19 protein-coding genes are annotated in these 20,632 nt (G+C 44.2%); 7 read left to right on the top strand and 12 right to left on the bottom strand.

Annotated elements, in window-relative coordinates; translation table 11 throughout:
• The first annotated feature begins 114 nt into the window (after window positions 1-114).
• Both ACFORK_RS07810 and ACFORK_RS07805 read left to right on the top strand, forming a co-directional pair.
• The gene (locus ACFORK_RS07810; protein WP_379197406.1) at window positions 115-1,545 is read left to right on the top strand and encodes a family 43 glycosylhydrolase; all 1,431 of its coding nucleotides are present in this window, start codon (window positions 115-117) and stop codon (window positions 1,543-1,545) included.
• A gap of 16 nt (window positions 1,546-1,561) precedes the next feature.
• Entirely contained in the window at window positions 1,562-2,128 is a 567-nt protein-coding gene (locus tag ACFORK_RS07805; protein WP_379197404.1) for a hypothetical protein, read from the top strand.
• Window positions 2,129-2,240: 112 nt separating this feature from the next.
• On the opposite strand, the gene ACFORK_RS07800 is transcribed toward ACFORK_RS07805, so the two are convergent.
• Window positions 2,241-2,735, bottom strand: coding sequence for a class I SAM-dependent methyltransferase (locus ACFORK_RS07800; protein WP_379197402.1), 495 nt, complete (start codon window positions 2,733-2,735; stop codon window positions 2,241-2,243).
• A 226-nt stretch (window positions 2,736-2,961) separates the two neighbouring features.
• Here ACFORK_RS07800 and ACFORK_RS07795 point away from each other — a divergent pair, with 226 nt between their 5' ends.
• Window positions 2,962-3,954, top strand: a complete 993-nt coding sequence (locus ACFORK_RS07795) for a LacI family DNA-binding transcriptional regulator (protein ID WP_379197400.1) — start codon at window positions 2,962-2,964, stop codon at window positions 3,952-3,954.
• A gap of 102 nt (window positions 3,955-4,056) precedes the next feature.
• Here the strand turns inward: ACFORK_RS07795 and rbsK are convergent, their stop codons facing one another.
• Window positions 4,057-5,001, bottom strand: a complete 945-nt coding sequence (gene rbsK, locus ACFORK_RS07790) for a ribokinase (RefSeq protein WP_379197397.1) — start codon at window positions 4,999-5,001, stop codon at window positions 4,057-4,059.
• Between the two features lie 16 nt (window positions 5,002-5,017).
• The gene (gene rpe, locus ACFORK_RS07785) at window positions 5,018-5,692 is read right to left on the bottom strand and encodes a ribulose-phosphate 3-epimerase (protein ID WP_379197395.1); all 675 of its coding nucleotides are present in this window, start codon (window positions 5,690-5,692) and stop codon (window positions 5,018-5,020) included.
• A 386-nt stretch (window positions 5,693-6,078) separates the two neighbouring features.
• Between rpe and ACFORK_RS07780 the strand changes: the two genes are divergently transcribed.
• Window positions 6,079-7,329 carry an MFS transporter gene (locus ACFORK_RS07780; RefSeq protein ID WP_379197393.1) on the top strand — a complete coding sequence of 417 codons (1,251 nt, stop codon included), beginning with the start codon at window positions 6,079-6,081 and terminating at the stop codon, window positions 7,327-7,329.
• Window positions 7,330-7,377: 48 nt separating this feature from the next.
• Window positions 7,378-8,157 carry a glucose 1-dehydrogenase gene (locus ACFORK_RS07775; RefSeq protein WP_379197391.1) on the top strand — a complete coding sequence of 260 codons (780 nt, stop codon included), beginning with the start codon at window positions 7,378-7,380 and terminating at the stop codon, window positions 8,155-8,157.
• 205 nt (window positions 8,158-8,362) lie between these two features.
• Here the strand turns inward: ACFORK_RS07775 and ACFORK_RS07770 are convergent, their stop codons facing one another.
• Window positions 8,363-9,184, bottom strand: a complete 822-nt coding sequence (locus ACFORK_RS07770; RefSeq protein WP_379197389.1) for an SDR family oxidoreductase — start codon at window positions 9,182-9,184, stop codon at window positions 8,363-8,365.
• A gap of 183 nt (window positions 9,185-9,367) precedes the next feature.
• On the bottom strand, window positions 9,368-9,964 hold the full coding sequence (locus ACFORK_RS07765; protein ID WP_379197387.1) for a TetR/AcrR family transcriptional regulator: 597 nt from the start codon (window positions 9,962-9,964) through the stop codon (window positions 9,368-9,370).
• Between the two features lie 206 nt (window positions 9,965-10,170).
• Between ACFORK_RS07765 and ACFORK_RS07760 the strand changes: the two genes are divergently transcribed.
• Both ACFORK_RS07760 and ACFORK_RS07755 read left to right on the top strand, forming a co-directional pair.
• On the top strand, window positions 10,171-10,752 hold the full coding sequence (locus ACFORK_RS07760; RefSeq protein WP_379197385.1) for a ribonuclease domain-containing protein: 582 nt from the start codon (window positions 10,171-10,173) through the stop codon (window positions 10,750-10,752).
• Entirely contained in the window at window positions 10,749-11,021 is a 273-nt protein-coding gene (locus tag ACFORK_RS07755) for a barstar family protein (protein WP_379197383.1), read from the top strand. Before ACFORK_RS07760 ends, ACFORK_RS07755 begins: the two co-directional genes overlap by 4 nt.
• Before the next feature lie 107 nt (window positions 11,022-11,128).
• Here ACFORK_RS07755 and ACFORK_RS07750 read toward each other — a convergent pair whose 3' ends face one another.
• The 7 genes from ACFORK_RS07750 to ACFORK_RS07720 all read right to left on the bottom strand — a co-directional run bounded on the left by ACFORK_RS07750 (window position 11,129) and on the right by ACFORK_RS07720 (window position 20,492).
• Complete coding sequence (locus tag ACFORK_RS07750; protein ID WP_379197381.1) at window positions 11,129-12,547, bottom strand: GNAT family N-acetyltransferase; 1,419 nt, start codon at window positions 12,545-12,547, stop codon at window positions 11,129-11,131.
• Window positions 12,548-12,828: 281 nt separating this feature from the next.
• Window positions 12,829-13,785 carry an alpha/beta fold hydrolase gene (locus ACFORK_RS07745; RefSeq protein ID WP_379197379.1) on the bottom strand — a complete coding sequence of 319 codons (957 nt, stop codon included), beginning with the start codon at window positions 13,783-13,785 and terminating at the stop codon, window positions 12,829-12,831.
• A 201-nt stretch (window positions 13,786-13,986) separates the two neighbouring features.
• On the bottom strand, window positions 13,987-15,354 hold the full coding sequence (locus ACFORK_RS07740; RefSeq protein ID WP_379197377.1) for a sensor histidine kinase: 1,368 nt from the start codon (window positions 15,352-15,354) through the stop codon (window positions 13,987-13,989).
• Window positions 15,351-16,025 carry a response regulator transcription factor gene (locus tag ACFORK_RS07735; RefSeq protein WP_379197375.1) on the bottom strand — a complete coding sequence of 225 codons (675 nt, stop codon included), beginning with the start codon at window positions 16,023-16,025 and terminating at the stop codon, window positions 15,351-15,353. The genes ACFORK_RS07740 and ACFORK_RS07735 overlap by 4 nt, the downstream gene beginning before the upstream one ends.
• A gap of 82 nt (window positions 16,026-16,107) precedes the next feature.
• Entirely contained in the window at window positions 16,108-18,333 is a 2,226-nt protein-coding gene (locus ACFORK_RS07730) for a methyl-accepting chemotaxis protein (protein WP_379197373.1), read from the bottom strand.
• 274 nt (window positions 18,334-18,607) lie between these two features.
• Window positions 18,608-19,141, bottom strand: coding sequence for a CueP family metal-binding protein (locus tag ACFORK_RS07725; RefSeq protein WP_379197371.1), 534 nt, complete (start codon window positions 19,139-19,141; stop codon window positions 18,608-18,610).
• A 115-nt stretch (window positions 19,142-19,256) separates the two neighbouring features.
• Window positions 19,257-20,492 (bottom strand): MFS transporter, encoded by a 1,236-nt coding sequence (locus tag ACFORK_RS07720; RefSeq protein ID WP_379197369.1) that lies wholly within the window; start codon window positions 20,490-20,492, stop codon window positions 19,257-19,259.
• Between the last annotated feature and the right edge of the window lie 140 nt (window positions 20,493-20,632).

Below are 20,632 nucleotides of genomic sequence, written 5' to 3'. Positions count from 1 at the left end.
GAGGTGAAGATTAGAGGATTATCGCTTTTTCGTTACCAAGCAGGCTTAGGGTATGAATTGGAATCTGCAAATCGGGAATGTATTACAAATACATGTAACGAGGAGGTAACACTTATGAAGAAAAAGCTTATTCGTCTACTCTTGACAGGAACCATGCTGTTGTCCGTTTTGCCTGGGATCGGCCCCTCTTCTACAGCCTCGGCTAACGACATTAAGTCAGGAAACCCTATTTTCACTAGCATCTTTACCGCTGATCCCTCTGCGCATGTTTGGAATGACGGACGGATTTATGTCTACGCCTCACATGATATCTTTCCTTCCAGAGGCAGCGATCTAATGGATAAATATCATGTTTTCTCATCAGATAATATGGTCGACTGGGTGGATGAAGGAGAAATCCTGCGCTCGGATGATGTGCCGTGGGGACGACCGGAAGGCGGTTTTATGTGGGCTCCTGACGCTGCTTACAAGGATGGAACCTATTACTTCTACTTCCCTCACCCAAGTGATACGAATTGGAACAACTCCTGGAAGATCGGTGTCGCCACCAGCGATAAGCCAGCCGCCGATTTCACCGTCCAAGGCTATATTCAGGGACTTCCCGGTAGCAACCTTATTGACCCTGCGGTGTTCCGTGATGACGACGGCAGTTACTATCTATATGCTGGCGGTGGCGGGACGAGCTATGGTGTCAAGCTGGGAGCCGACATGGTGTCGATCGATGGCCCGGTCAAGCAATTCACCGAGCTGCAGGACTTCCATGAGGCTTCATGGGTCTTCAAACGGAACGGTATCTATTACCTGATGTACTCCGACAACAATCCCGGTGCCAACAAAATGCGGTACGCTACCAGCAGTAGCCCACTGGGACCATGGGTCAATCGTGGGGTGATGCTGGACCCGGTTACCAGCAGTGAGACTACACATGGATCAATCGTAGAGTACAAAGGTAACTGGTATCTGTTCTACCACAATTCCAAAATCTCTTCAAACGGCACGCTCCGTTCTGTCTGTGTGGATCAGCTATTCTTTAATCCAGATGGAACGATTCAGAAGGTCATTCAGACAACAGACGGAGTCTCCGCTGTCGGTCCTCGTTCCAATGCTACGGAAATAAAGTATTATGACTTAATTAACGAAAATTTTGATCAATACACTCAGAAAACAGAGTATCCGATTACCAGCAGCAACGTCACCGTCGGAGGCGGGGCTATCAAATCCGGCAATAGTGTGGAAAATATGCATATTAGCGGCTCCTACATCCAGTTGTCCGGCATCAATGGGGGGACAAACGGCGGCAAGGCCTTGCTTACCGTTCTTTATGCTTCCGGCGACAGCGGAGCCGCCTTTAAAGTGAATAGCAGCGGTGATACAGCTGGAGATGGGTACTTCCTCTCCCTTCCAGGTACAGGAGGCTGGGGCAATTACACCGGCCGGACGAACCGGCTAATCGATCTGCAACCAGGTACGAACAACGTAATTAAGCTGAGCGGTGGAATGGGCGGTGCTAACGTCTCTCGTGTGATTGTCTCACGGATTCCGTAAAGGAAGACTTAGAAGTATGCTTCAAAATATACTTTCATATTCACCTAGTCAAAGCTATTTTACTCCGGAGCTAAGCTTACTCCTTTCCTATGATGAAAATAGTAAGAGAATTTGTTTCACTTCACAATTTGATAATGAGTTGTATGATTTCAAACAAATTATAGGGTCAGAAATAATAATTGATGAAGTTATCATTAGTAGTAACATGCTATTGGAAGGACCTTTTAAAGAAAGAGTATCAGAGGAGAAAGTTAAAAACATACAATTAAAGATCACAGTAGAGGATACTCTAAAACCAAATTACTATGTCCCTTTTTTTAAAAGCTCTTCTGCGGAAAGTAAGGAAGAACCTGTTGTAAAAGCAGCATTAGAACAAGTAGCCCAGTGGAATAGTATTATTAGCATCTTGATGAGACAAAATGAGTTGCAAAGCGATGTTAAGCAAGATAAGATCACTGATAAGCCAGAAACTTCAAACGGCTCAGTGGCAGATGAATTATTAAAAATGTCTGAACTATTAAAACAAGACTTAATTACAAGAGAAGAATTTGATTTACAGAAGGCCAAGCTCCTGAGTAAATAATTTTCGAAATAGAGCTAAAGAAGTCACAGCGGACATTGTTTCGGGGACTGCGACAGGTTGCTAATGGAGAGCCTTTTGCAGTCCCCTTGTGCTTTTTACAGTTGAAATTCAATTACTTCAAGTTAAAAAATACCGTAAACTCGTTATAGCTATATACAACATTCACCTCTGCAAATCCGGCTGCACGCAGCCATTGAAGTTGATCTTCTACTGTGGCGTTGATGTCTTGTTTTCTTCGCGTGATGGAAGCTTCAATGGCTTGTTCTGCTAACCCCGACTTGTGCACGGCTTCTTGCCACTGTTCTTTATACCGATTATCGAAATAAGAAGATGAACCAGCTGCCTGGTCTGCATTGATAAAGATACCGCCTTGAGCCAGGAGATTGTATATCTTTTGAAAAAGAGTGCTTTTATCTGGGTGAGTCAAATGGTGAATGGATAAAGAGGAGATGATGATATCATATTGCTCCGTGAAAGGATAATTACAGTAATCCGCTGCTATGTACTGAACATTAGGATCTTTTCCGAACCTTTGACGAGCAACCTTAAGCATCTCTTCGCTCAAATCCACCAAGGTAAACTTAGCATTCGGGTAGCGCTGTTTCACGAATGCCTTTCAAGAATGATGACAATTTCATTTTATATACGAAAGGTTAATATTGGAAATATATAAGAATTATACCCTTAATAGGATTATCCTATAAAAGCAAAAAATGCTGTTGCAGCAGTTAAAAGCGTGATAAGCCGTGGCTTGTTGACAGGATAATTTAAAGAGTGTTACGCTTTTGGAAATCGGTTACGTAAAGGTATGTGCGTATGCAGGGGGCGTTTCATTGACTACAATTAAAGAAGTTGCCGCTAAAGCAAAAGTTTCTGTGGCTACGGTATCGAGGATTATTAATAATAAAGGTCAGGCAACACCTGAAACCATAGCAAGAGTGCAAGCAACCATTAAAGAGTTAGGCTATAAGCCGAATGTGGTAGCCCGAAGCTTGGCCAGCCGGACTTCCAGCACAGTGGCATTACTTGTTCCGACAATCAGTAACCCATTCTTTCCAGAGCTGGCCCGCGGAGTTGAAGATGTAGCCAATGCTTATGGACTCAATATCTTTCTATGCAATACAGATGATGAACGAGAAAAGGTAAGTAAATACCTCGCTTCACTTCAAGAAAGATATGTTGATGGGATCATCATCAGTTCACTTAACATAAACAAAGAAGACTTGGAAGAACTGCATGCCAGCGGGATTCCTATAGTTACACTTGACCGGACATTCACAACGCATGAATTTTCTTCTATCGGGGTTAAACATCGGCTAGGCGCTCAATTGGCTACCAAGCATCTTCTCGACATTGGATGTCAACGAATCGGACTTATTCGTGGTCCAGAGGATGATTTTACAGCTGTTCAGCGCATGTGGGGATACAGGGACTGTGTAAAAGATGCCGATTGGTTTGATCAAAGCTGGATTGCCCAAGGAGATTTCAGTGTAAAAAGCGGTTACCTCTGCATGAAAGAATTATTTCAGCGTCATAGCGACATAGATGGCGTGTTTGCATCCAATGATTTGATGGCAATCGGTTTATTAAAAGCTGCTCATGAGTGGGGCCGTAAGGTACCGGATGAATTAGCCATCGTCGGGTTCGACGGGATTGACATGTCCCAGTATACGAACCCACCGATTTCAACCATCAAGCAACCAAGCTATAAAATGGGAGAAGTGGCTATGGAAGAGCTGCTCAGATTAATGAAAGAACCAGCGTCTGATTTTAAAAAGATTGAACTCGATGTGGAGCTTATTGTCCGCGAGTCTTCTATGAAATAACACCAAACAAAAGAGCCGTCTCACAAGTAGTTTTAACTACAATGAGACGGCTCTTGTTTCAAATAAGAACGATTATGCTGTGGAATTCCGCTTCAATCCTCATTAAGCATCCAATAAGTAATAGGAAATATCCTTCTCTAAACAAAACTGATTAACCTCATCAAGTGTAGGAATGCCTGCCTGGGCACCTCGTTTAGAGACTTTGATTGCCGCGACGATGCTTGCAAATTGTGCTGCTGCAACAAGATTTGTTCCATCCGCGAGCGCAAAGCCGATAGCTCCTGCATAGGAATCCCCTGCACCAACCGTATCGATCGCTTTAACTTTAATTGCCTCGACATATTCCACCTTGCCCTGCTTGTACACCAATGATCCTTTATCGCCCATTTTAATAATAGAGTTCTTCACCCCTAAGCGATCAAAGTATTCACCAGCCTGTATCGCAGAGTCTATATCTGTAACATCTATTCCGGTGAGTTCCTTCGTTTCCTGTTGATTAGGAACGATTAAATCCGCATATGGCAGAGCATGCTTCACAATACCATCCGCCGGTGCGGGATCAAGAATCACAAACATCTCTTTCTTTTTTGCCTGAACCATCGCTTCAATGATTGCTTCTTCAGGAATCTCCATCTGGACCAGCAAAATCTTGCTATTTTCTATATTAGCGAATGCATCTTGAATATCTTTGGCAGACAAGCAATCATTGGCGCCTTTGATTACAAGCATTGTGTTCTCCGCTGTATGATCAACTGTAATAATTGCACATCCAGTCGAATGCTCCTCTGCCCGTCTGATATATGAAGTATCGACTCCATTGTCCTGCATCGCTTTAACCATGCTATCCCCATAAAAATCGGTGCCAATCGAGCCAATCATCTGCACTGCTTTTCCCAAGCGAGCACTTGTAACAGCCTGGTTAGCCCCTTTGCCGCCAGGCAATGTCAACATCCGCTCACCAAAGTGGGTTTCTCCATGCTTGGGGTAATCCTTCGTAAAAGCAACGATATCTACATTTAGACTCCCAACTACAGTTATTTCTCCCATTACTTCCACTCCAGCTTTATGATTTAATGTAATTTTTGTTAAACGCTCTTAGTGTTGCTACCGCTTCTTCAAAGGTAATATCCGGCTTGAACAAACATGATGTGCCGCACACGAGCATGTCTGCCCCGTTATCTAATACACCTGGGATCGTCTCGTAGCCAATATTACCATCCACTTGAATTTGCACATTGTAGCCTTCACGATCAATCATTTCTTTGATATCAGCAATCTTTTTATACATGGAAGGAATGAATTTTTGACCGGCGAATCCGGGATTAACCGTCATGATCGTAATGTAATCCGTGACATCCAATATATATTGAAGTTCGTTGATCGGAGTGGACGGATTCAAAGCAACGCCAGCTTTTATCCCCTGATTACGAATCGTTTGCAAAGTTCTTTGTAGATGCTCCGTTGCTTCCGCATGCACAGAGATCATATCAGCACCCGCATCAATGAATAGATTTAAATAGTGCTCAGGCTGTTTAATCATCAAGTGGACATCGAATGGTTTGCTTGTATGCGGTCGTATGCTTTTTATCATGTCGGGTCCTAACGTAAAGTTCGGTACAAAGCTCCCATCCATTACATCCAGGTGAAAGAAATCTACACCCGCTTGATCAAGCCTTATGACTGTTTCTTGTAATATCCCCATATCTGCACACATTAGTGATGGACCAATTAAAGCCATAATAAATTTTCCTCCTGTAAAATAGTAAATGTACTCTAGTAGCTTACTTAAAGCAGAGTATTCAATATTTCGTAACCGGTTACGTAACTATATCACCCTCTATTTTTATTTGTCAAACATTAATAGTCATGCGCGTAACAAGAAGGTTTTTTTGATGAAATAAGCTGATTTTCTCTAGTTAATCAACAAAAAAACAGCTTGTAACCGGTTGCGCAATAAAAAAAGGTGTGCTACGATACAGAAACAAAATTCATCTTAAACATACGAATGTGAGACGATAGTAGTGATTCAATCATATCTTCGTAACCGGTTACGTTCGTATTTCAAGTTGTTATTTTGCTAGATTTAAATTTTATACATTTGAATATGATCTAGGAGAGGACTTCATGACAAAAGCAGAGAATGGTTCACCTAAAAGATCAGTGCTTGGAATGCCAAGCTTATTATTCTGGGGCTTAATCGCTCTGGCCATCTTCATGACAGGAGATGGAATCGAGCAGGCGTTTTTGTCCAAACAAATTGTTGATATGGGGTTTAGCAGCAGTCAATCCGCGTTGCTTTTCACCCTTTACGGAGTAGCTGTAGCAGCCTCCTCATGGCTCGCAGCCTTGTTTGCTGAAATTTGGGGACCACGGATAGTTATGTTGACAGGCGTAGCGATCTGGGTGGTATTCCATATTGGATTTATTACCTTCGGGATCCTACCTGAAAATTATACGATGATGCTGATTATGTACGGTTTACGCGGGTTTGGTTACCCTCTGTTCGCTTATTCGTTTGTGGTGTGGATTGCCTATACAACTCCGAATAAAAATCTGCCGGGTGCGATGGGCTTGTTCTGGTTTGCCCATTCATTAGGGCTTGGTGTAATTGGCACCTATCTACCTAGCTTCACAATTCCTCATATCGGCTTCACAGGAACCCTTTGGTTATCTACTATTCTTATTGTCATTGGCGGAGCCATTGGTGTCTTCTTTACTAAAGGCGGATTTGATAGAGAAAAGGCCGATGGAAACAATGTAGCTGAAACCATGAAAAAGGGAATAACTATTCTGTTCACAAATTCCAAAATCGCAATTGCTTTCGTTATACGCATTATCAACCAGCTTGTCGTATATGGATTCGTTGTGGCTATGCCAATCTTCCTTACTAGCAGTCAAGTTGGATTCACTACCTCTGAATGGCTACGAATTTGGGGAGCTATGTATGCTGTCAATATTATTTTTAATTTGATTTGGGGGTTGGTTGCTAACAAAATTGCCTGGAATAAAGTCGTTATGTGGGCTGGGTGTGTGTGGTGTGCAGTGGCGTGCCTACTGTTCTATTATGTTCCTATCTGGTTTGGTCCGAATTTCTGGTTAATGATGTGTGTATCAGGTTTTCTGGGTATCGGATTAGCCGGATTTGTTCCGATGTCGGCTATCTTCCCTGCTCTTGACCCCAAAAACAAAGGTGCAGCAATGTCCATTCATAACCTGTCTGCCGGATTAAGCCAATTCATCGGCCCTGTGCTGGCCGGTACCCTTTTCTCGATCTTTGGAATCCTCGGCTTCATCTGGAGCTTGGCCGGCCTTTATCTATTAGGTGCTGTATTGGCATTCTTCTTAAAAGTAGAACGCGAGGCTGAAGCGATTTAATTCAATTACACTCCCTTATATAAGGGACAAATCATGGAGGGAATTCATATGAGTATTATGGATAAATTTAAATTAAATGATCAGGTTGCTATTGTAACAGGAGGAGCTATTGGCTTAGGAAAAGCCATTGCTACGGCAGTAGCCGAAGCAGGTGCTAATGTTGTCATCGCTGACCTTAACCTCGAAGCAGCAATGATTACTGCCAAAGAGATTGAAGCACAGGCCGGTGTACAAGCCTTGGCTGTAAAGGTGGATGTGACCAACGCTGACGAAGTTAATGCAATGGTAGAAGTTGTTAAGGACAAGTTCGGCCGGATCGACATTCTCTTCAATAACGCCGGCATTGGACAGCATATTAAAATTGAAGAAATGAAGTATAGTGCCTGGCAGAAAATTATGGATGTCAATATCAACAGCATGTTCTTGGTAAGCAATGCCGTTGGTCATGTTATGCGTGAGCAAAAACGGGGAACGATCATCAATACTTCTTCGATGTCAGGATTAATTGTTAACTGGCCTCAACCGCAGGCTGCTTACAATACTTCCAAAGGCGCGGTAATTATGTTCACCAAAAGCCTTGCAGTGGAATGGGCCGAGCATGGTATTCGCGTAAACACCATTGCTCCTGGTTATATGGTGACAGAGCTGACCCGTCCTTATTTTGAAGAGAATGGCGATATGGTGAAAAAATGGGCGGAGCTCACACCAATGAAACGTCCTGGTTTACCTGAAGAATTGGGAGGTATCGCTGTTTATTTGGCTTCTGAAGCCTCCTCCTTTGTCACCGGAAGCGTATTTACGATTGATGGCGGCTACACAGCGCTGTAATATGTACACAACGAACTGTTTATCCGGGATTCAAGAGCTTACATGATATAACATGTAGCATGTAACATATAGCGTATGAAGTAAGAACCATCGCCTCAAGCCTGTTTTGGCTTGGGCGATGGTTCTTTATTTATCCGTTCAGAGTTGTTATGAAATACACCACCAGATCCCCTGCTAAATGATGGAGTATTGTTCTTACAATTAATTACAAATTATAGTTGGCGGCTATCGTTTCCAGATACTGCTCGATCGGCACAGACTCTCTGAGGGCTACCAAATCTTCGGTCGCTTTTCCGACAAGTGTGCGGAACTGGTTGCTTTCACCGGTTGCCAGCTTGGCAATCGCATTTACGATTTCTTGCGGATCATCGGCTGGACTTTCTGCTGAGCGCTCGAAGCTTTGTTTTACCGTAGCGATTACATCATCATAAGCTCGAATCTCTTCACTTCTGCTCCAAATGATGTTGTTCAAGAAATTGTTTCCGGCCGAACCGCCTTGTTCGATCAAGTGCAGTCCAATATTGAGCGGCTTCAATTCATAGTACAGTCCTTCTGTCAGCCCTTCGAGTGCAAATTTGGACATGTTATACAGTGATCCGATTGGTACAGCCGTAGTCAAGCCCATGAGCGAACTGATGTTAATAAACTTACCGCCCCCATTTTCCCGAAAATGCGGCAGGAATCCGCGAATAACATTAATCGGTCCTCGGACATTCACAGCGAATTGCCAGTCGATAGTTTCTTCATCGGCAAGCTCCAACGCACCATAAGCCCCCATTCCTGCGTTATTAACAACGACATCAATTTTACCAAAAACCTCAGTTGCCTCTTGAACCGCCTTACGCACCTGCTCCACATCTGTTACATCCAGCTTGAATATTTTGATGTTACTGTATCCTGTAAGCTCAGTCTCTTTCTCTGGAGAACGCATCGTTGCTGCCACATTCCAGCCCAATTTCGCGAAATGAATTGCTGTTAATTTACCCAAACCACTGCTAGTTCCGGTGATAAAAATAGTTTTTGACATTTGAATCTCTCCTTCAATGGTTTGATATAAAAAATAGAATGAACGTTCACTCTAGATATTATGATCTTCTCTGTTCCTTGTCAAGCAGGGGTTCATTAGATATTCTGTCCAAAATTAACAATCGAAATAATCTCTTTATTGTAGTGAACGTTCATTCTATTTTCTCTAAAAAACTGCCGTAATCTACGGCAAGAAAGCCTTCACTGTACTTATAGAGTTCCAACTCGATGAAATCGCCATCTTCATGACTTCAGGATTAAGCTTCAGGTTGCCTTGCAAATGCCCTTTAACCAGAAACACAAACGTTCCCCAATGCATTTGCACCATCAATCGAGGATCGCTCTGCTTGAAGATTTGTTGTTCCATAGCTTCGGCATACATTACAGCCAGCGGACCGCACCAGTTTTCCTCATAAGCAAACTTCTTGGATTCATCATAAATGTACGACGACAGCGAATACTGCTCCATGAACTGAAATGCCTCGGGATTGTCGACACTAGACTGAACAACCCGCTGCCAAGCTTTTTGGAAACGTTCGAAAATATCTGTGCTGTCATTGAAGCCTTGAAGCACATATTCCGTCTGATACTTCACGATACTGGTATACAGCTCATTAATAATCTCTTCTTTTCCCGAAAAGCTATTGTAAATACTGCCCATCGAAACTCCGGATTCACTGGAGATCAAAGACATCGAGGTCGCTTGAAGATCATGCTGGCTAAGAAGCCGAAGTGTGGTTTCCAGTACAGCTTTTTTAGATTTCTTATATTTCTCAAACATGCTATGTGTATCCCCCATTGAAAATTGAACAGTCATCACCAAATCAGAATGATCATTCTAATTTTAACGTATCAGTATGCCGATGTCAACGAAAGTCCTGTTAGGGTAACGACCCACTTTCAGATCACCAGCGTTCGTTGCACTGTCTTATTCCCGCTGAATTTGGTACACTTGGACAAAAAGATAAACAGAAGTGAGGTAACACCATGTTTGAAGTATTGATGCAACAGCTGAGCCGTTGGTCGCGTTCCTGGCTCGCCGTGATGGCGGTAATTCTGGTCATTGCCCTGACTGGCTGCGGAGAGATCATCAACAGCAACAACAACTCTTCGGAATTCCATGAGCCAACTCCAACGTCCACCAGCCAAACGGCACAGCCGAAATCCACCCTTTCCCCGAAAGCCTCCAACGCTCCCAAGGCACCGGACAAGTCCCAGGCTCCGCTTACAGGATTCAAAGAGGTTTCGGATTATATTCGACAGCACCATACCCTTCCGGATAATTTCATTACGAAGAAGGAAGCCGAAGGGCTCGGCTGGGTTGCTTCCAAAGGGAATCTAAACAAGGTCGCACCAGGCAAAAGCATCGGCGGGGACCGTTTTGGCAACCGGGAAGGACTCTTACCCAAGGCAAAGAACCGGATTTGGTATGAAGCGGATATTAACTATAAGAAGGGCTCCCGTGGCGCGGATCGTATTCTCTATTCAAATGACGGGTTGATCTACATGACTACCGATCATTATAAGTCGTTTACGGATATTACCAAGGAAGGCAGTGTCTCCGAATGAGCAACGTTGTGGAACTGAGACAGTCAGAGGGAGATCGTTACGAGGACATCCATGATTGGCTACAGCAAAGCCTTGGTCTGCCTGAATGGTACGGTCGTAATTTGGATGCGTTATGGGATTGTGTAACCGGACATCTGCCTTTACCCCTGAAGATCATATGGGTTGCAGATTCCAAGAGCGGGGAACGCTATTCCGCGGTGATTGAGGTTTTGGAGGATGCTGACGATCAGTATGATGAGATAAGCTTTGACTATGTGACTGAACAGTAAGGATTATTCTGTGCAAAAAATAAAGAATCCAACGCTTAATGAGTCCCTCATTAGACGGTGGATTCTTTTGTATACAGTACCCCAGGCTATCAATAGTCTATCGACTGTCAGCCCATAAATTGCAATTCACGTATGACCTCATCTTCGTTACGGCTTATTTCTGCAAAGCCCAGTGAAGCATACATGCGTGAGGCTACCTCATTCTCCATTCGATGACCCAACATTATTTTATCGCAAGCATGCTTTTCTTGGATCGTTCGTAGGAGTGACTTCATTCCAGCCAACCCCAATCCTCGCTGTTGAAACTTATGATGGATCATATAGGCCATAATCCAATAGGCTCCATCCTCGGGATCAACCGCATAGACTGTCAATCCCACTAATTGTTCGCCAGCGTAAATAGCCAGCGGTGTAAAGCCACAATAGGCTGATTCTGCAAGCCAGTAGATCGCCGGAACTGGAAACACTTCCTTCTGTTCTGCTGTTACCTCAAGCTGCGTGCAAGCATACCAATTACTTTGATCTATCGGACGGAGCCTCACCTCACGTTGACTAAAACGTTCGCGCATTCCACGACAGACCCCCACCAGTTTCTCCCTGAGACTTACAGCCCATTCCGGTGAGGAATGAATATCCAGCCCTTCTATAGTGCGAAGGAGCCTAGCATACTTATAAAGGTCAGCAAACCTTTGGAAGATCGGAAAGTATTGTACGAAAGTCTCCTCCAAATGCTTGATGGAACGATAGCCGATTAGAAAATGCTCTATTTTCCGCTGACTATCCTCATCTCCTTGATCCAGTAGATCTGAAATGGCCGATACAATATCCATTGCGTACCAGTGCACCATTGCATCATCGAAGTCGATGACACAGTACCGTGATTCCCCGGCCTCGTAGAAGAGATTGTCAGTCTCAAAGTCATAATGGATTAATCCCATATGTTCTGCATCGGTCGGAAGCTCCAATAGATGATGACGCAAATTTTCAAGCTCTTGCCGGGCTTCCCGCTCCCCGGGATCAAGTTCTAATACGGAAGAGACGAACGTCAGTGCATCCTCCCAGCTTCCTCGGGCTACCCCTTCAGAAGAATAGGACTTCGATAAAATATGTAATGTAGCTAGCGATCTGCCCCAATCTTCGATCTGCTGATACGTCATTTGCTCAAGCGGAAGATGATCCCCACGCGCTTGTTCGAACACTACGCCAAAGTATCTTCCCTCGCCAGCTACGGTTAGCGTTTCGATGCTGTGACCGTTTGTAGAAAGGACTGGAGCAACCGTCGAATAGCCTTCTGCTCGGAGGTAATTCATGAAGTCAAGCTCAGCTTGAATATTATCGATATTGTTGTCTTCTTCATGGACGAAACGAAGAAAATACGGAATATCGTTTCTTTTAAACTCGTAGATAAAATTGCTGCTAGCTCTCCAAAAATTCAGCGTATCCCTGTCATGTTCCCAGCGCTGAATCAATTGTTTGGCCACGGAATCATTCTCTGATCCCCGAACCATATTTTTTAGTAACATCATATAATATCTGCCTCCCGTTGCCTAACGAGAGGTTCTCATTTTTACCAATAACAACCTCTCATAGGCTCTATTGTTGGATTAATTGTTTTCACAACACCATCACTCCTTCTAGTTCTAGTAGGGACTGTTGACAAGCATTATGTAGCAAATCCCCCATATAATATGGTGGAACATTACCCATCACCCTATCAAGGTATAGTATTAATAAACTAATTCTATGCCAAAAAAAGTTCGTGCGGACACGAACCCTTTTGACAAGATGAATATTCTATTCATTCTGTTTATTTCGCTTGTTCCATGAATTCCCTAAAGCCTTCGGCGATTTCCTTATATTTCGTATGGTGCAAGTAATGACTGCCAGGCAATGATACTACTTTTCCATGTACAGAATCTTTGACTTGATCTTCATGCAGCTGTTGCCAGCCTTGGTTAGCGGTATTATTCGCATCGATAAAGAAGATTAGGGGCAGCTCTTTAGGGAATGTTAAACCTCGAGCATCTACAAAATTAGAAGCAATATGCTGCATTTCGTTTAAGTTGGTGGAATTATTCGAGTTTTTATTCGAAATCAATCTCATTTGTTCTTTGGTTTGCTCATCAAATGCTAAGCCAGCATATGGATCACCACTTACTTTCTTAATCAATCTTACCAGACCTGCTTTTTCAAGAAATGCGAATTCTTTAATTGGCAATTTAGCATCCATTCCAGCTTGTGTTGGAACACTGGTATCGACCCCGACAAATCCGGTTACTTCGTTTGGATATTTGTTCACATAAGCTATCCCGTAAATACCTGCAATAGAATGGCCTCCTAGTACATAGTGGTCAATATTAAGCTGTTGCAAGGCTTCATGAACTTCGCTAATAATATTTTCGGTGGTTCGCTCTTTTTCAGTCCGATCACTTAATCCATAACCGAAAGGCTCAACCGCTACAACTCTGTAGTATGGGGATAATTCATCGATCAGCAGCTTGAAATCAAGCGCTGGTGATGCTGTTCCATAACCCGGTAGTAGTACAACCGTTTCCTCGCCATCTCCTTGAATCATTACATTCATCTTTTTCCCGTCTACTGGTACTAACTGACCATAGGATTGTATTTTTGCGGCCTCCGACTTTGTGCTAATAACGTTAACTGTAGATGTAACAACTAGAAATAGCACAATTGCTATCACTATACCGCCTACTGTTTTTAATAAAATATTGAGCGCTTTTTTCATCTTTGGGCCCATCTTCATTTTATTGCCTCCCCTAGTTTCACTCTAAACAAAGCTTATATGACAAAAATGTACTCCCCGTGACGCCAATATGAACGGAGTATGAACAAGCACAAAAAAATGCTACAGCTTCATCTGCAAGCAAGCTTGCACATAATGCCGTAGCATGAGAGATCTAGGGACCACCATTTAGACTTTGTGTTGGATACCCTAAGAATCTGACTAATCTTCTGGCGTCGTGATCGGCAAAGTAACAATGAAGGTCGTTCCTCGGTCAGGCTCACTCTCCACTGTGATGTCACCTTGATGAAGCGTTACGATCTGTTTAACGATGGCAAGTCCCATACCGCTACCATCATATTTACGGCTGTGGGAACGATCCGCCTTGAAGAAGCGCTCGAATATACGCTGCTGATCTTCCAAGGAAATTCCGATGCCCTGGTCTGAGATCCGGACGGTTACGCCTTTGGTATCTGAAAGGGCACTGACATGAATAACGCCGTTGTCCTTGGAAAATTTGATGCCATTGCCGAGTATATTCGTCCATACCTGATTTAATAGATCATAGTCAGCCGACACGTTCACTGCCTTCAATTGAAGATCGAAAGTGATATTACGAGACAACCATTGGGGCTGGATCGCCACGATGACGCGTCTGATTTGTTCATCCAGGCTGAACGAGGACAGCCGCAGTTGCTGTGACTGTGATTCAAGCACACTCAGCTTTAGCAGGCTATCGCTCATTTTGGACATTCGGGCAGCCTCAGCGATAATAATATCGAGATAACGTCTTCGCTCGTGATCGGCAAGGTCTACGTTCTTCAGTGCAATAGCATAACCGGATATTGAGGTGAGCGGCGATTGTACCTCGTGCGAGACGTTCGATACGAACTCTCTGCGCATCTGCTCAAGCTGCTGTAGATCGTGCATCATATCTTCAAAGCTGCGAGCCAAAGTACCCAACTCATCGGTCTGATTAATTTTCAGCTTAACATTGAAATCCCCAATTGCTACACGCCTGGTCGCTTTGGTCAGCCTCTTGATCGGTCTGACCAGGAACATGGCAGCAACCAGAATCAGTAGGCTACCTGCGATCAAAGCATAGGTCAACAAATTCAATATCAGTTTCCTGTTAAAAGAAATTGATGGAGGAGTGAGCATCTCCACAAACATCGCTTTCGTTCCCATTTCTGTTTTCAATGGCATTCCTAAAAGATTAGTGGTATCGCCAAAAAAATGAAGTTGCACCACTTCTCCGTTAAGCACTTTTTTCACTTGTTCCCTTGTCACATGGACAGGATTGTGTCCTTCTCGCGCTCCGTAAGATCTGAACTGACCTATGTCATCGTAAATTTGAATATGATAGGAATTGAGTTGCTTCATTCCACTTACGAATGTGTCGGCTTCATATGACGGAAACGTATTGTAAAGCCGAACGATGTCCTGCGAAAAGTTACGCAAAGGGATCTGCGCGTTTTCGTTCACTTGACCTTTAAATACCCAGGTTGCCACCAACAAAGCAATGAGTGAGCCTCCAACCACAGAGACTAGAAATGTCAGGACAACACGTGTATAGATAGATCTGATCATTCATATACCTCAAGGCGGTAACCAAGGCCCCGTACCGTCTCAATCCGAAAATCAGGTGAGGCTCCGAACCGTTCACGCAGGCGCTTAATATGTACATCTATCGTTCGATCATCGCCTGCGTAATCAAGACCCCAAATCTGGTCGATTAACTGTTCGCGCGTATAGACTTGTCCGGGTGTTCCAGCCAGCTTGTACAGCAATTCGAACTCCTTGAGTGGCAATGCAAGCGTCTCTGACCCTTTCATCACCTTATAAGTCTGCCGGTCCAGAGTGACGTCACCGAACTGAATCGTCTGCGTGGAACCAATCCGGTAACGTTTCAGCAATGCCCTGACCCGAACCGTCAGCTCTAGCGGATCGAAGGGTTTTGTCAAATAATCATCTGTCCCTAGCTCAAATCCTTTCACTTTCTCCCATGTCTCGCCTCGCGCAGTCAGCATAAGTAGCGGAAGGTCAGGATTGGCTCTTCGCAACTCCTTGCATAACGCCCAACCATCCATAACCGGCATCATAATATCAAGCACGACAAGATCGACCGGCACCGCGGCATAGACGCTCAGTGCTTCCTTGCCGTCCGCCGCTTCGACTGTTTCAAATCCGTCATTACGAAGAAATAAACAGACAAGTTCGCGAATGTTCGCATCATCGTCAGCAACTAGTATAGTAGGCATTCGTTCCCTCTTTTCTTGTTGTCCATTCTAACCACTATACTATAAATCAGTGACATTGCCTAAATTACAACCCTTGTATCTACTAATTTCTTCTGACTTCCTTTAACCTGAACTGCCCCATTAGTTGTTGCAAAAATTCACCTATAACCTCTACATATTGAGCGCTTTGCTGTACTTGTACGTAGTCATTCCTGAGCGCTGCCAGCTTCTGTTCGACCTCGGCGGAAATATTCCGGTTATCCATGCTAACTGCCGTGATCTCCGCCATCAACCGCACTACCCGTTCAACGACCTCAGATTTGCTAGCCTCCCGATCGTTAGCCTGAATTAGCAGTTCGGTTGCTGCCGCAACCCTGACACTGCCCTCCTTCACAACCTGTGTAACCTCGGCCATGGATTGCTGCGCACGCTCAGAACCGGCATAAATCTGACCGATGGTCCCCTGGATCTCCGCTACAGATTGACCGGTTGTCTCTGCCAGCTTACGAATTTCCGCAGCCACAACCGCAAAGCCTCTTCCATGCTCCCCTACTCTTGCCGCTTCAATCGAAGCATTCAATGCGAGCAGATTCGTCTGTGAAGATATACGCTCAATAATCTGCAGAACATCCTCAATACTGCGCGTTGTGCCTACAAAAGAGTCCATGGTCTCATGTGTCGCTGATACCTGCTGAGTGATGTCGGCCATCTTGTCTCCAATGTTCTCCACCTCTTGTCGGGCAACTGAGATCTGATCCGCAGCTTGTTGTTCAAGCTCATGCAGGGTCACGCGCATGTCCGCAACGGCATCACTTACAGCATCAAGATCTTGCAGCTGACGCAGGATACTCTCCACCATAATTTCAATCCGCTCATTTACACGTTCAGTCGATTGCTCTGTCTCCACAGTTGAAGTGCTCAGCTGCCGCTGGCTCACCATCACATCATCCGCCGCATGCTTGACCTTCAACAGAATCCCTTCCTGCGAGTCAATCATACTGTTAATCCATTTGGCCGTATCTAACAGCTCATCTCTTCCAAAATCCTGAAGCGGGATTCTTTGCGTCAGATCGCTGCTGCCCTCGGTGCTGTGACGTAAGAAGCGATTTAACTGCCGTATACGTCCCGTTTCTGGAAGAAGGCTTGTTCGGAGGATAATCTGCCAGCCTATCAGCCCATATATCAGTACTGCTGCACCAATTATTAAAGCACTGCCCACCGCGCCAACCTCTGTACCCCCTGTCAAAAATCCAGCAATCCCTGCAATCAGAACAGTCATAGCGAGCAACAGAGGCAGCATCCGCTTAGTGACATTCCAGCCAAGACTGCGAGTTCGATAGACCTCTTCAAAGTCAGCCTCGCACATCATCCCCCATACATCAGGGCAATGGGGCAGCTGAAGCGTTACCCCTTTTCCAATCACAGGAATGTGGCGGTAATCCGAATATCCGGGAAAAGAAACAAATAAATTGCTGCCGCTATCAATCGTATTCGCCACACCGGGATGAAGCTCGCCTGAAGCAGGATCGGTGAACATCAGCTCCAACTCCGTATGCTTGTCCACCTTGACTGTACCCCAGCGGGTCGTCACACCATCCTTCAGATTCTCGCCATGTGTGAAGGTACGATCCTCAAATCGGCTGCGGGATAACGCAGTACCTGGTTTAATCTCAGTTTGTAAGCGGGGCTCAGCCATAAAAAGATAATGGTCGCCTGAATCAGGATAGATATGCCCCGATTCCCGCTGAATTAGATCCCCAATCACATCATTGGGCACACGTCCACACAAGAAGCTCTCAATTCTCCCTTGTCTGACAATCGGCAAAATAAATAATAACGTCATCTCATCAAAGAACGATGAAGTGCTCGGCCCAGCTTGCAGAGTCACTGGATCAGCGTAAGGCCCGAACAAGCATTTTTGTCCCTCCGCACCCTCTGAGGCATACTGTAACCCCTTGCGAATTACACTCTCTTCGCCATACCGCATTCCACGATGTGCAGGAAAGGTGGTCGAGATTACGTCCCCCTCTTGGCTCAGTACAAAAATCTCCGAAAAGTCTGCCGCTCTGCCACGTGTAGCCATAAATAAGGATTCCCATGTCGAATAGTCATGCCCCTCTGGAAAACGGGACTCGCCTTGAAGCATTCGTAATTGCTCATGCAACCTGCTTAAGTAACCCCAATATAACTCCGCCCAATTATGTAATATCTCTTGCCTTGTTTCAGCAATTCCTTCAAAGATATCGGCAATATCAGACTCCAGGTTCCGGTTCAGCCGATTTGACCACCATAGCGGTAAGCCTGTTTTCCATCCCAGCCAACTAAACATGACATCCCCTCCTCTACAATCACCGCTCCCAATGTAAGTTTTCATCACTTTAATTCTTCATTTTTATAAAAAATAAAGAATAAGGAAGCGTAAATCGTCCCCTTTAATGTATTAATGCGTTCATGTAGCCAATAGTAACATACTCGCGTAATAATTCATACGTGAATTTAGTATATTTTTAACTATATGTATAAAAAAACAGACACACTGCAGTTTGCAATGTGTCCTAAATTAAATTATAACCTATCCCGCTATGGCAAAATTCATGTCGCTTCTAACTAAGTTGCAGCGTTGTAACACAAGTATTGTCGTTCTCATAGGTAGAAATTTCCGACTTTGCGGTTTTCCCCTCACGTTCCACAGTAATTTGGTATTTATCATCACGCGGCAGCCACAGATCTATAAATCCGTTAGCCTGGGATTTCATGACAACCTTGTCCATCACTGATTTCCCTTCCGAGTCGTTGATGGTCACACTGAACTCTTGATTCGCCAATTCACCTTGGCAGCCAGTCAAGCTATGGATCGCACAAGGATGCGTTTGATCGATGTACGGTGCAATCGACAGAAAGAATTCATTGTCTGGCAGATCGTAGGCTACTTCCTTGGCATTTTCGCCTGTTACGATCAGTTGCTTGGAAGTGATTGAAGCCGACGTCGCTGTCGCCTTACGTGTACTGAAATCCTGCACCATTTGCTTAATATTCACAGGCTCATTATTACCTTTGTTTCCATTATTGTTCACAAGTAGGTAGGTTCCTAACGCGATAACAACTACACCAGCGGCCGCCAATGTTTTCCATCTCATTTTGCATTCATCCCCTTGTCTGTTTTTACCATTATAATCGAGATTCAGTGATCATAGACAGGAGAAAGTCTTTTAGACACGGTATTATCATATTTATCTGAGTTTCTTTGATAGTTTATATATTCACTTGCGCTCTCTTATACAGTACCGGTATTGCCGCTGCTATAAGGATCATCCCCATAAAAGCGGGTGCGGCATGACCAAGGAATACATAAAGCTGACCTCCAATAATAGGTCCAATCATTCTTGCTAAAGCCTGAATAGATTGGCTCCCCCCTTGCACCCTTCCTTGTTCACTAGAATCGACAGACTTGGAGAGCATCCCGTTGAAAGAAGGCCCATAGATCGAATCACCAAACCCGAATATAAACATTCCAACGATAAAAAGGGGATAATATGAGACCAAAGCAGATGATGCAATAAGACCGTATCCTATAATCTCCGACACCATGCCAAGTATGGCTATCTGCTTATCATTAAATTTTTTCAATAGCTTAGGCATAATGAGACCTTGTGAAACGATATCTTGAACGCCCATGATTGAAAACATAAGCCCGATTATTGCAGGCTTCCAACTAAAAGTATCCATTGAAAATTGCGAGAAAACAGCCTGTAAGGATCCGTTAGGCAGCCAAAGTAAGAACGCTGAGATAAGGAGTCTGCTTAAGTTCTTCATAGAAAGTAGGTTTGCAAGCTGAGCAAATGGATTCAGTCGTACAACGGTAATCTTTTTCAGTCTATTATTCTTATCAAGGCTCTCAGGCATAAAAAAGAATCCATAAGCAACATTCAATAGCGTTATTACTGCTCCAAAATGCATCGGTACAGAATAACCAAACTTGGCAAGAAATCCACCTAGCGTTGGGCCAATAACAGTACCCACACCTACTACCGCACTCACCCATCCAAAGTATTTGGTTCTCTGCTGCGGAGGAATGATATCTGCAAAGTAGGCGAAGATCGTGCTTATGCTCCCGCCTGTTATACCTTCAATTATGCGCCCAACAAATAGCACCCATAGCGCTCCCCCAATGCCAAAAATTACGTACCCGATTGCTGAACCCAAAAGACATAGCAAGAGCAATGGACGACGGCCATATCTGTCACTCAAAGCTCCAAGCACGGGGGCTGCAAAAAATACGCAGAAGGCATAAGCAGAGGTCAACAGCGTAACTATTACTGCTTGCTCTCCTGGATTACTTACATAAGGCTGCACTAAGAATGGGACGACAGGTGTTATGATACTAAAGCCTACTCCGCAAAGGAACACAGAGATTAGACCGAATATTAAAGCGTGTTTATCTACGGTTTGCTCTGCGTTCTGTTCATTGTGTGATCTAACGTTCGACATTATACTTCTCTCCTCAAAAGCGATAAATTGATTCCTCGGAAACAAACTCATAGTATATCACTTTTGTTTCCTCGTCAACAAAATAACATCAATAAAAAAAGCAGCCTACTCTTAAAAGAGCACGACTGCCTGTGTTTTCA

This window comes from Paenibacillus sp. GCM10012306 (assembly GCF_042649265.1).
Classification (GTDB): Bacteria; Bacillota; Bacilli; order Paenibacillales; family Paenibacillaceae; genus Paenibacillus_AQ.
The sequence above is the reverse complement of the archived record's forward strand: the minus strand, read 5'-3'. Positions and strand labels throughout refer to the sequence as shown.

Excerpts from the sequence above, each read along its gene's own strand:
- ACFORK_RS07755 (WP_379197383.1), top strand. The coding sequence starts at position 10,749 with ATGAGCAACGTTGTGGAACTGAGACAGTCAGAGGGAGATCGTTACGAG.
- ACFORK_RS07745 (WP_379197379.1), bottom strand. The coding sequence starts at position 13,785 with ATGAAGATGGGCCCAAAGATGAAAAAAGCGCTCAATATTTTATTAAAA.
- ACFORK_RS07780 (WP_379197393.1), top strand. The coding sequence starts at position 6,079 with ATGACAAAAGCAGAGAATGGTTCACCTAAAAGATCAGTGCTTGGAATG.
- ACFORK_RS07765 (WP_379197387.1), bottom strand. The coding sequence starts at position 9,964 with ATGTTTGAGAAATATAAGAAATCTAAAAAAGCTGTACTGGAAACCACA.
- rbsK (WP_379197397.1), bottom strand. The coding sequence starts at position 5,001 with ATGGGAGAAATAACTGTAGTTGGGAGTCTAAATGTAGATATCGTTGCT.
- ACFORK_RS07775 (WP_379197391.1), top strand. The coding sequence starts at position 7,378 with ATGAGTATTATGGATAAATTTAAATTAAATGATCAGGTTGCTATTGTA.
- ACFORK_RS07735 (WP_379197375.1), bottom strand. The coding sequence starts at position 16,025 with ATGCCTACTATACTAGTTGCTGACGATGATGCGAACATTCGCGAACTT.
- ACFORK_RS07730 (WP_379197373.1), bottom strand. The coding sequence starts at position 18,333 with ATGTTTAGTTGGCTGGGATGGAAAACAGGCTTACCGCTATGGTGGTCA.
- ACFORK_RS07810 (WP_379197406.1), top strand. The coding sequence starts at position 115 with ATGAAGAAAAAGCTTATTCGTCTACTCTTGACAGGAACCATGCTGTTG.
- ACFORK_RS07740 (WP_379197377.1), bottom strand. The coding sequence starts at position 15,354 with ATGATCAGATCTATCTATACACGTGTTGTCCTGACATTTCTAGTCTCT.
- ACFORK_RS07750 (WP_379197381.1), bottom strand. The coding sequence starts at position 12,547 with ATGATGTTACTAAAAAATATGGTTCGGGGATCAGAGAATGATTCCGTG.
- ACFORK_RS07805 (WP_379197404.1), top strand. The coding sequence starts at position 1,562 with ATGCTTCAAAATATACTTTCATATTCACCTAGTCAAAGCTATTTTACT.
- ACFORK_RS07760 (WP_379197385.1), top strand. The coding sequence starts at position 10,171 with ATGTTTGAAGTATTGATGCAACAGCTGAGCCGTTGGTCGCGTTCCTGG.
- ACFORK_RS07770 (WP_379197389.1), bottom strand. The coding sequence starts at position 9,184 with ATGTCAAAAACTATTTTTATCACCGGAACTAGCAGTGGTTTGGGTAAA.
- ACFORK_RS07725 (WP_379197371.1), bottom strand. The coding sequence starts at position 19,141 with ATGAGATGGAAAACATTGGCGGCCGCTGGTGTAGTTGTTATCGCGTTA.
- ACFORK_RS07720 (WP_379197369.1), bottom strand. The coding sequence starts at position 20,492 with ATGTCGAACGTTAGATCACACAATGAACAGAACGCAGAGCAAACCGTA.
- rpe (WP_379197395.1), bottom strand. The coding sequence starts at position 5,692 with ATGGCTTTAATTGGTCCATCACTAATGTGTGCAGATATGGGGATATTA.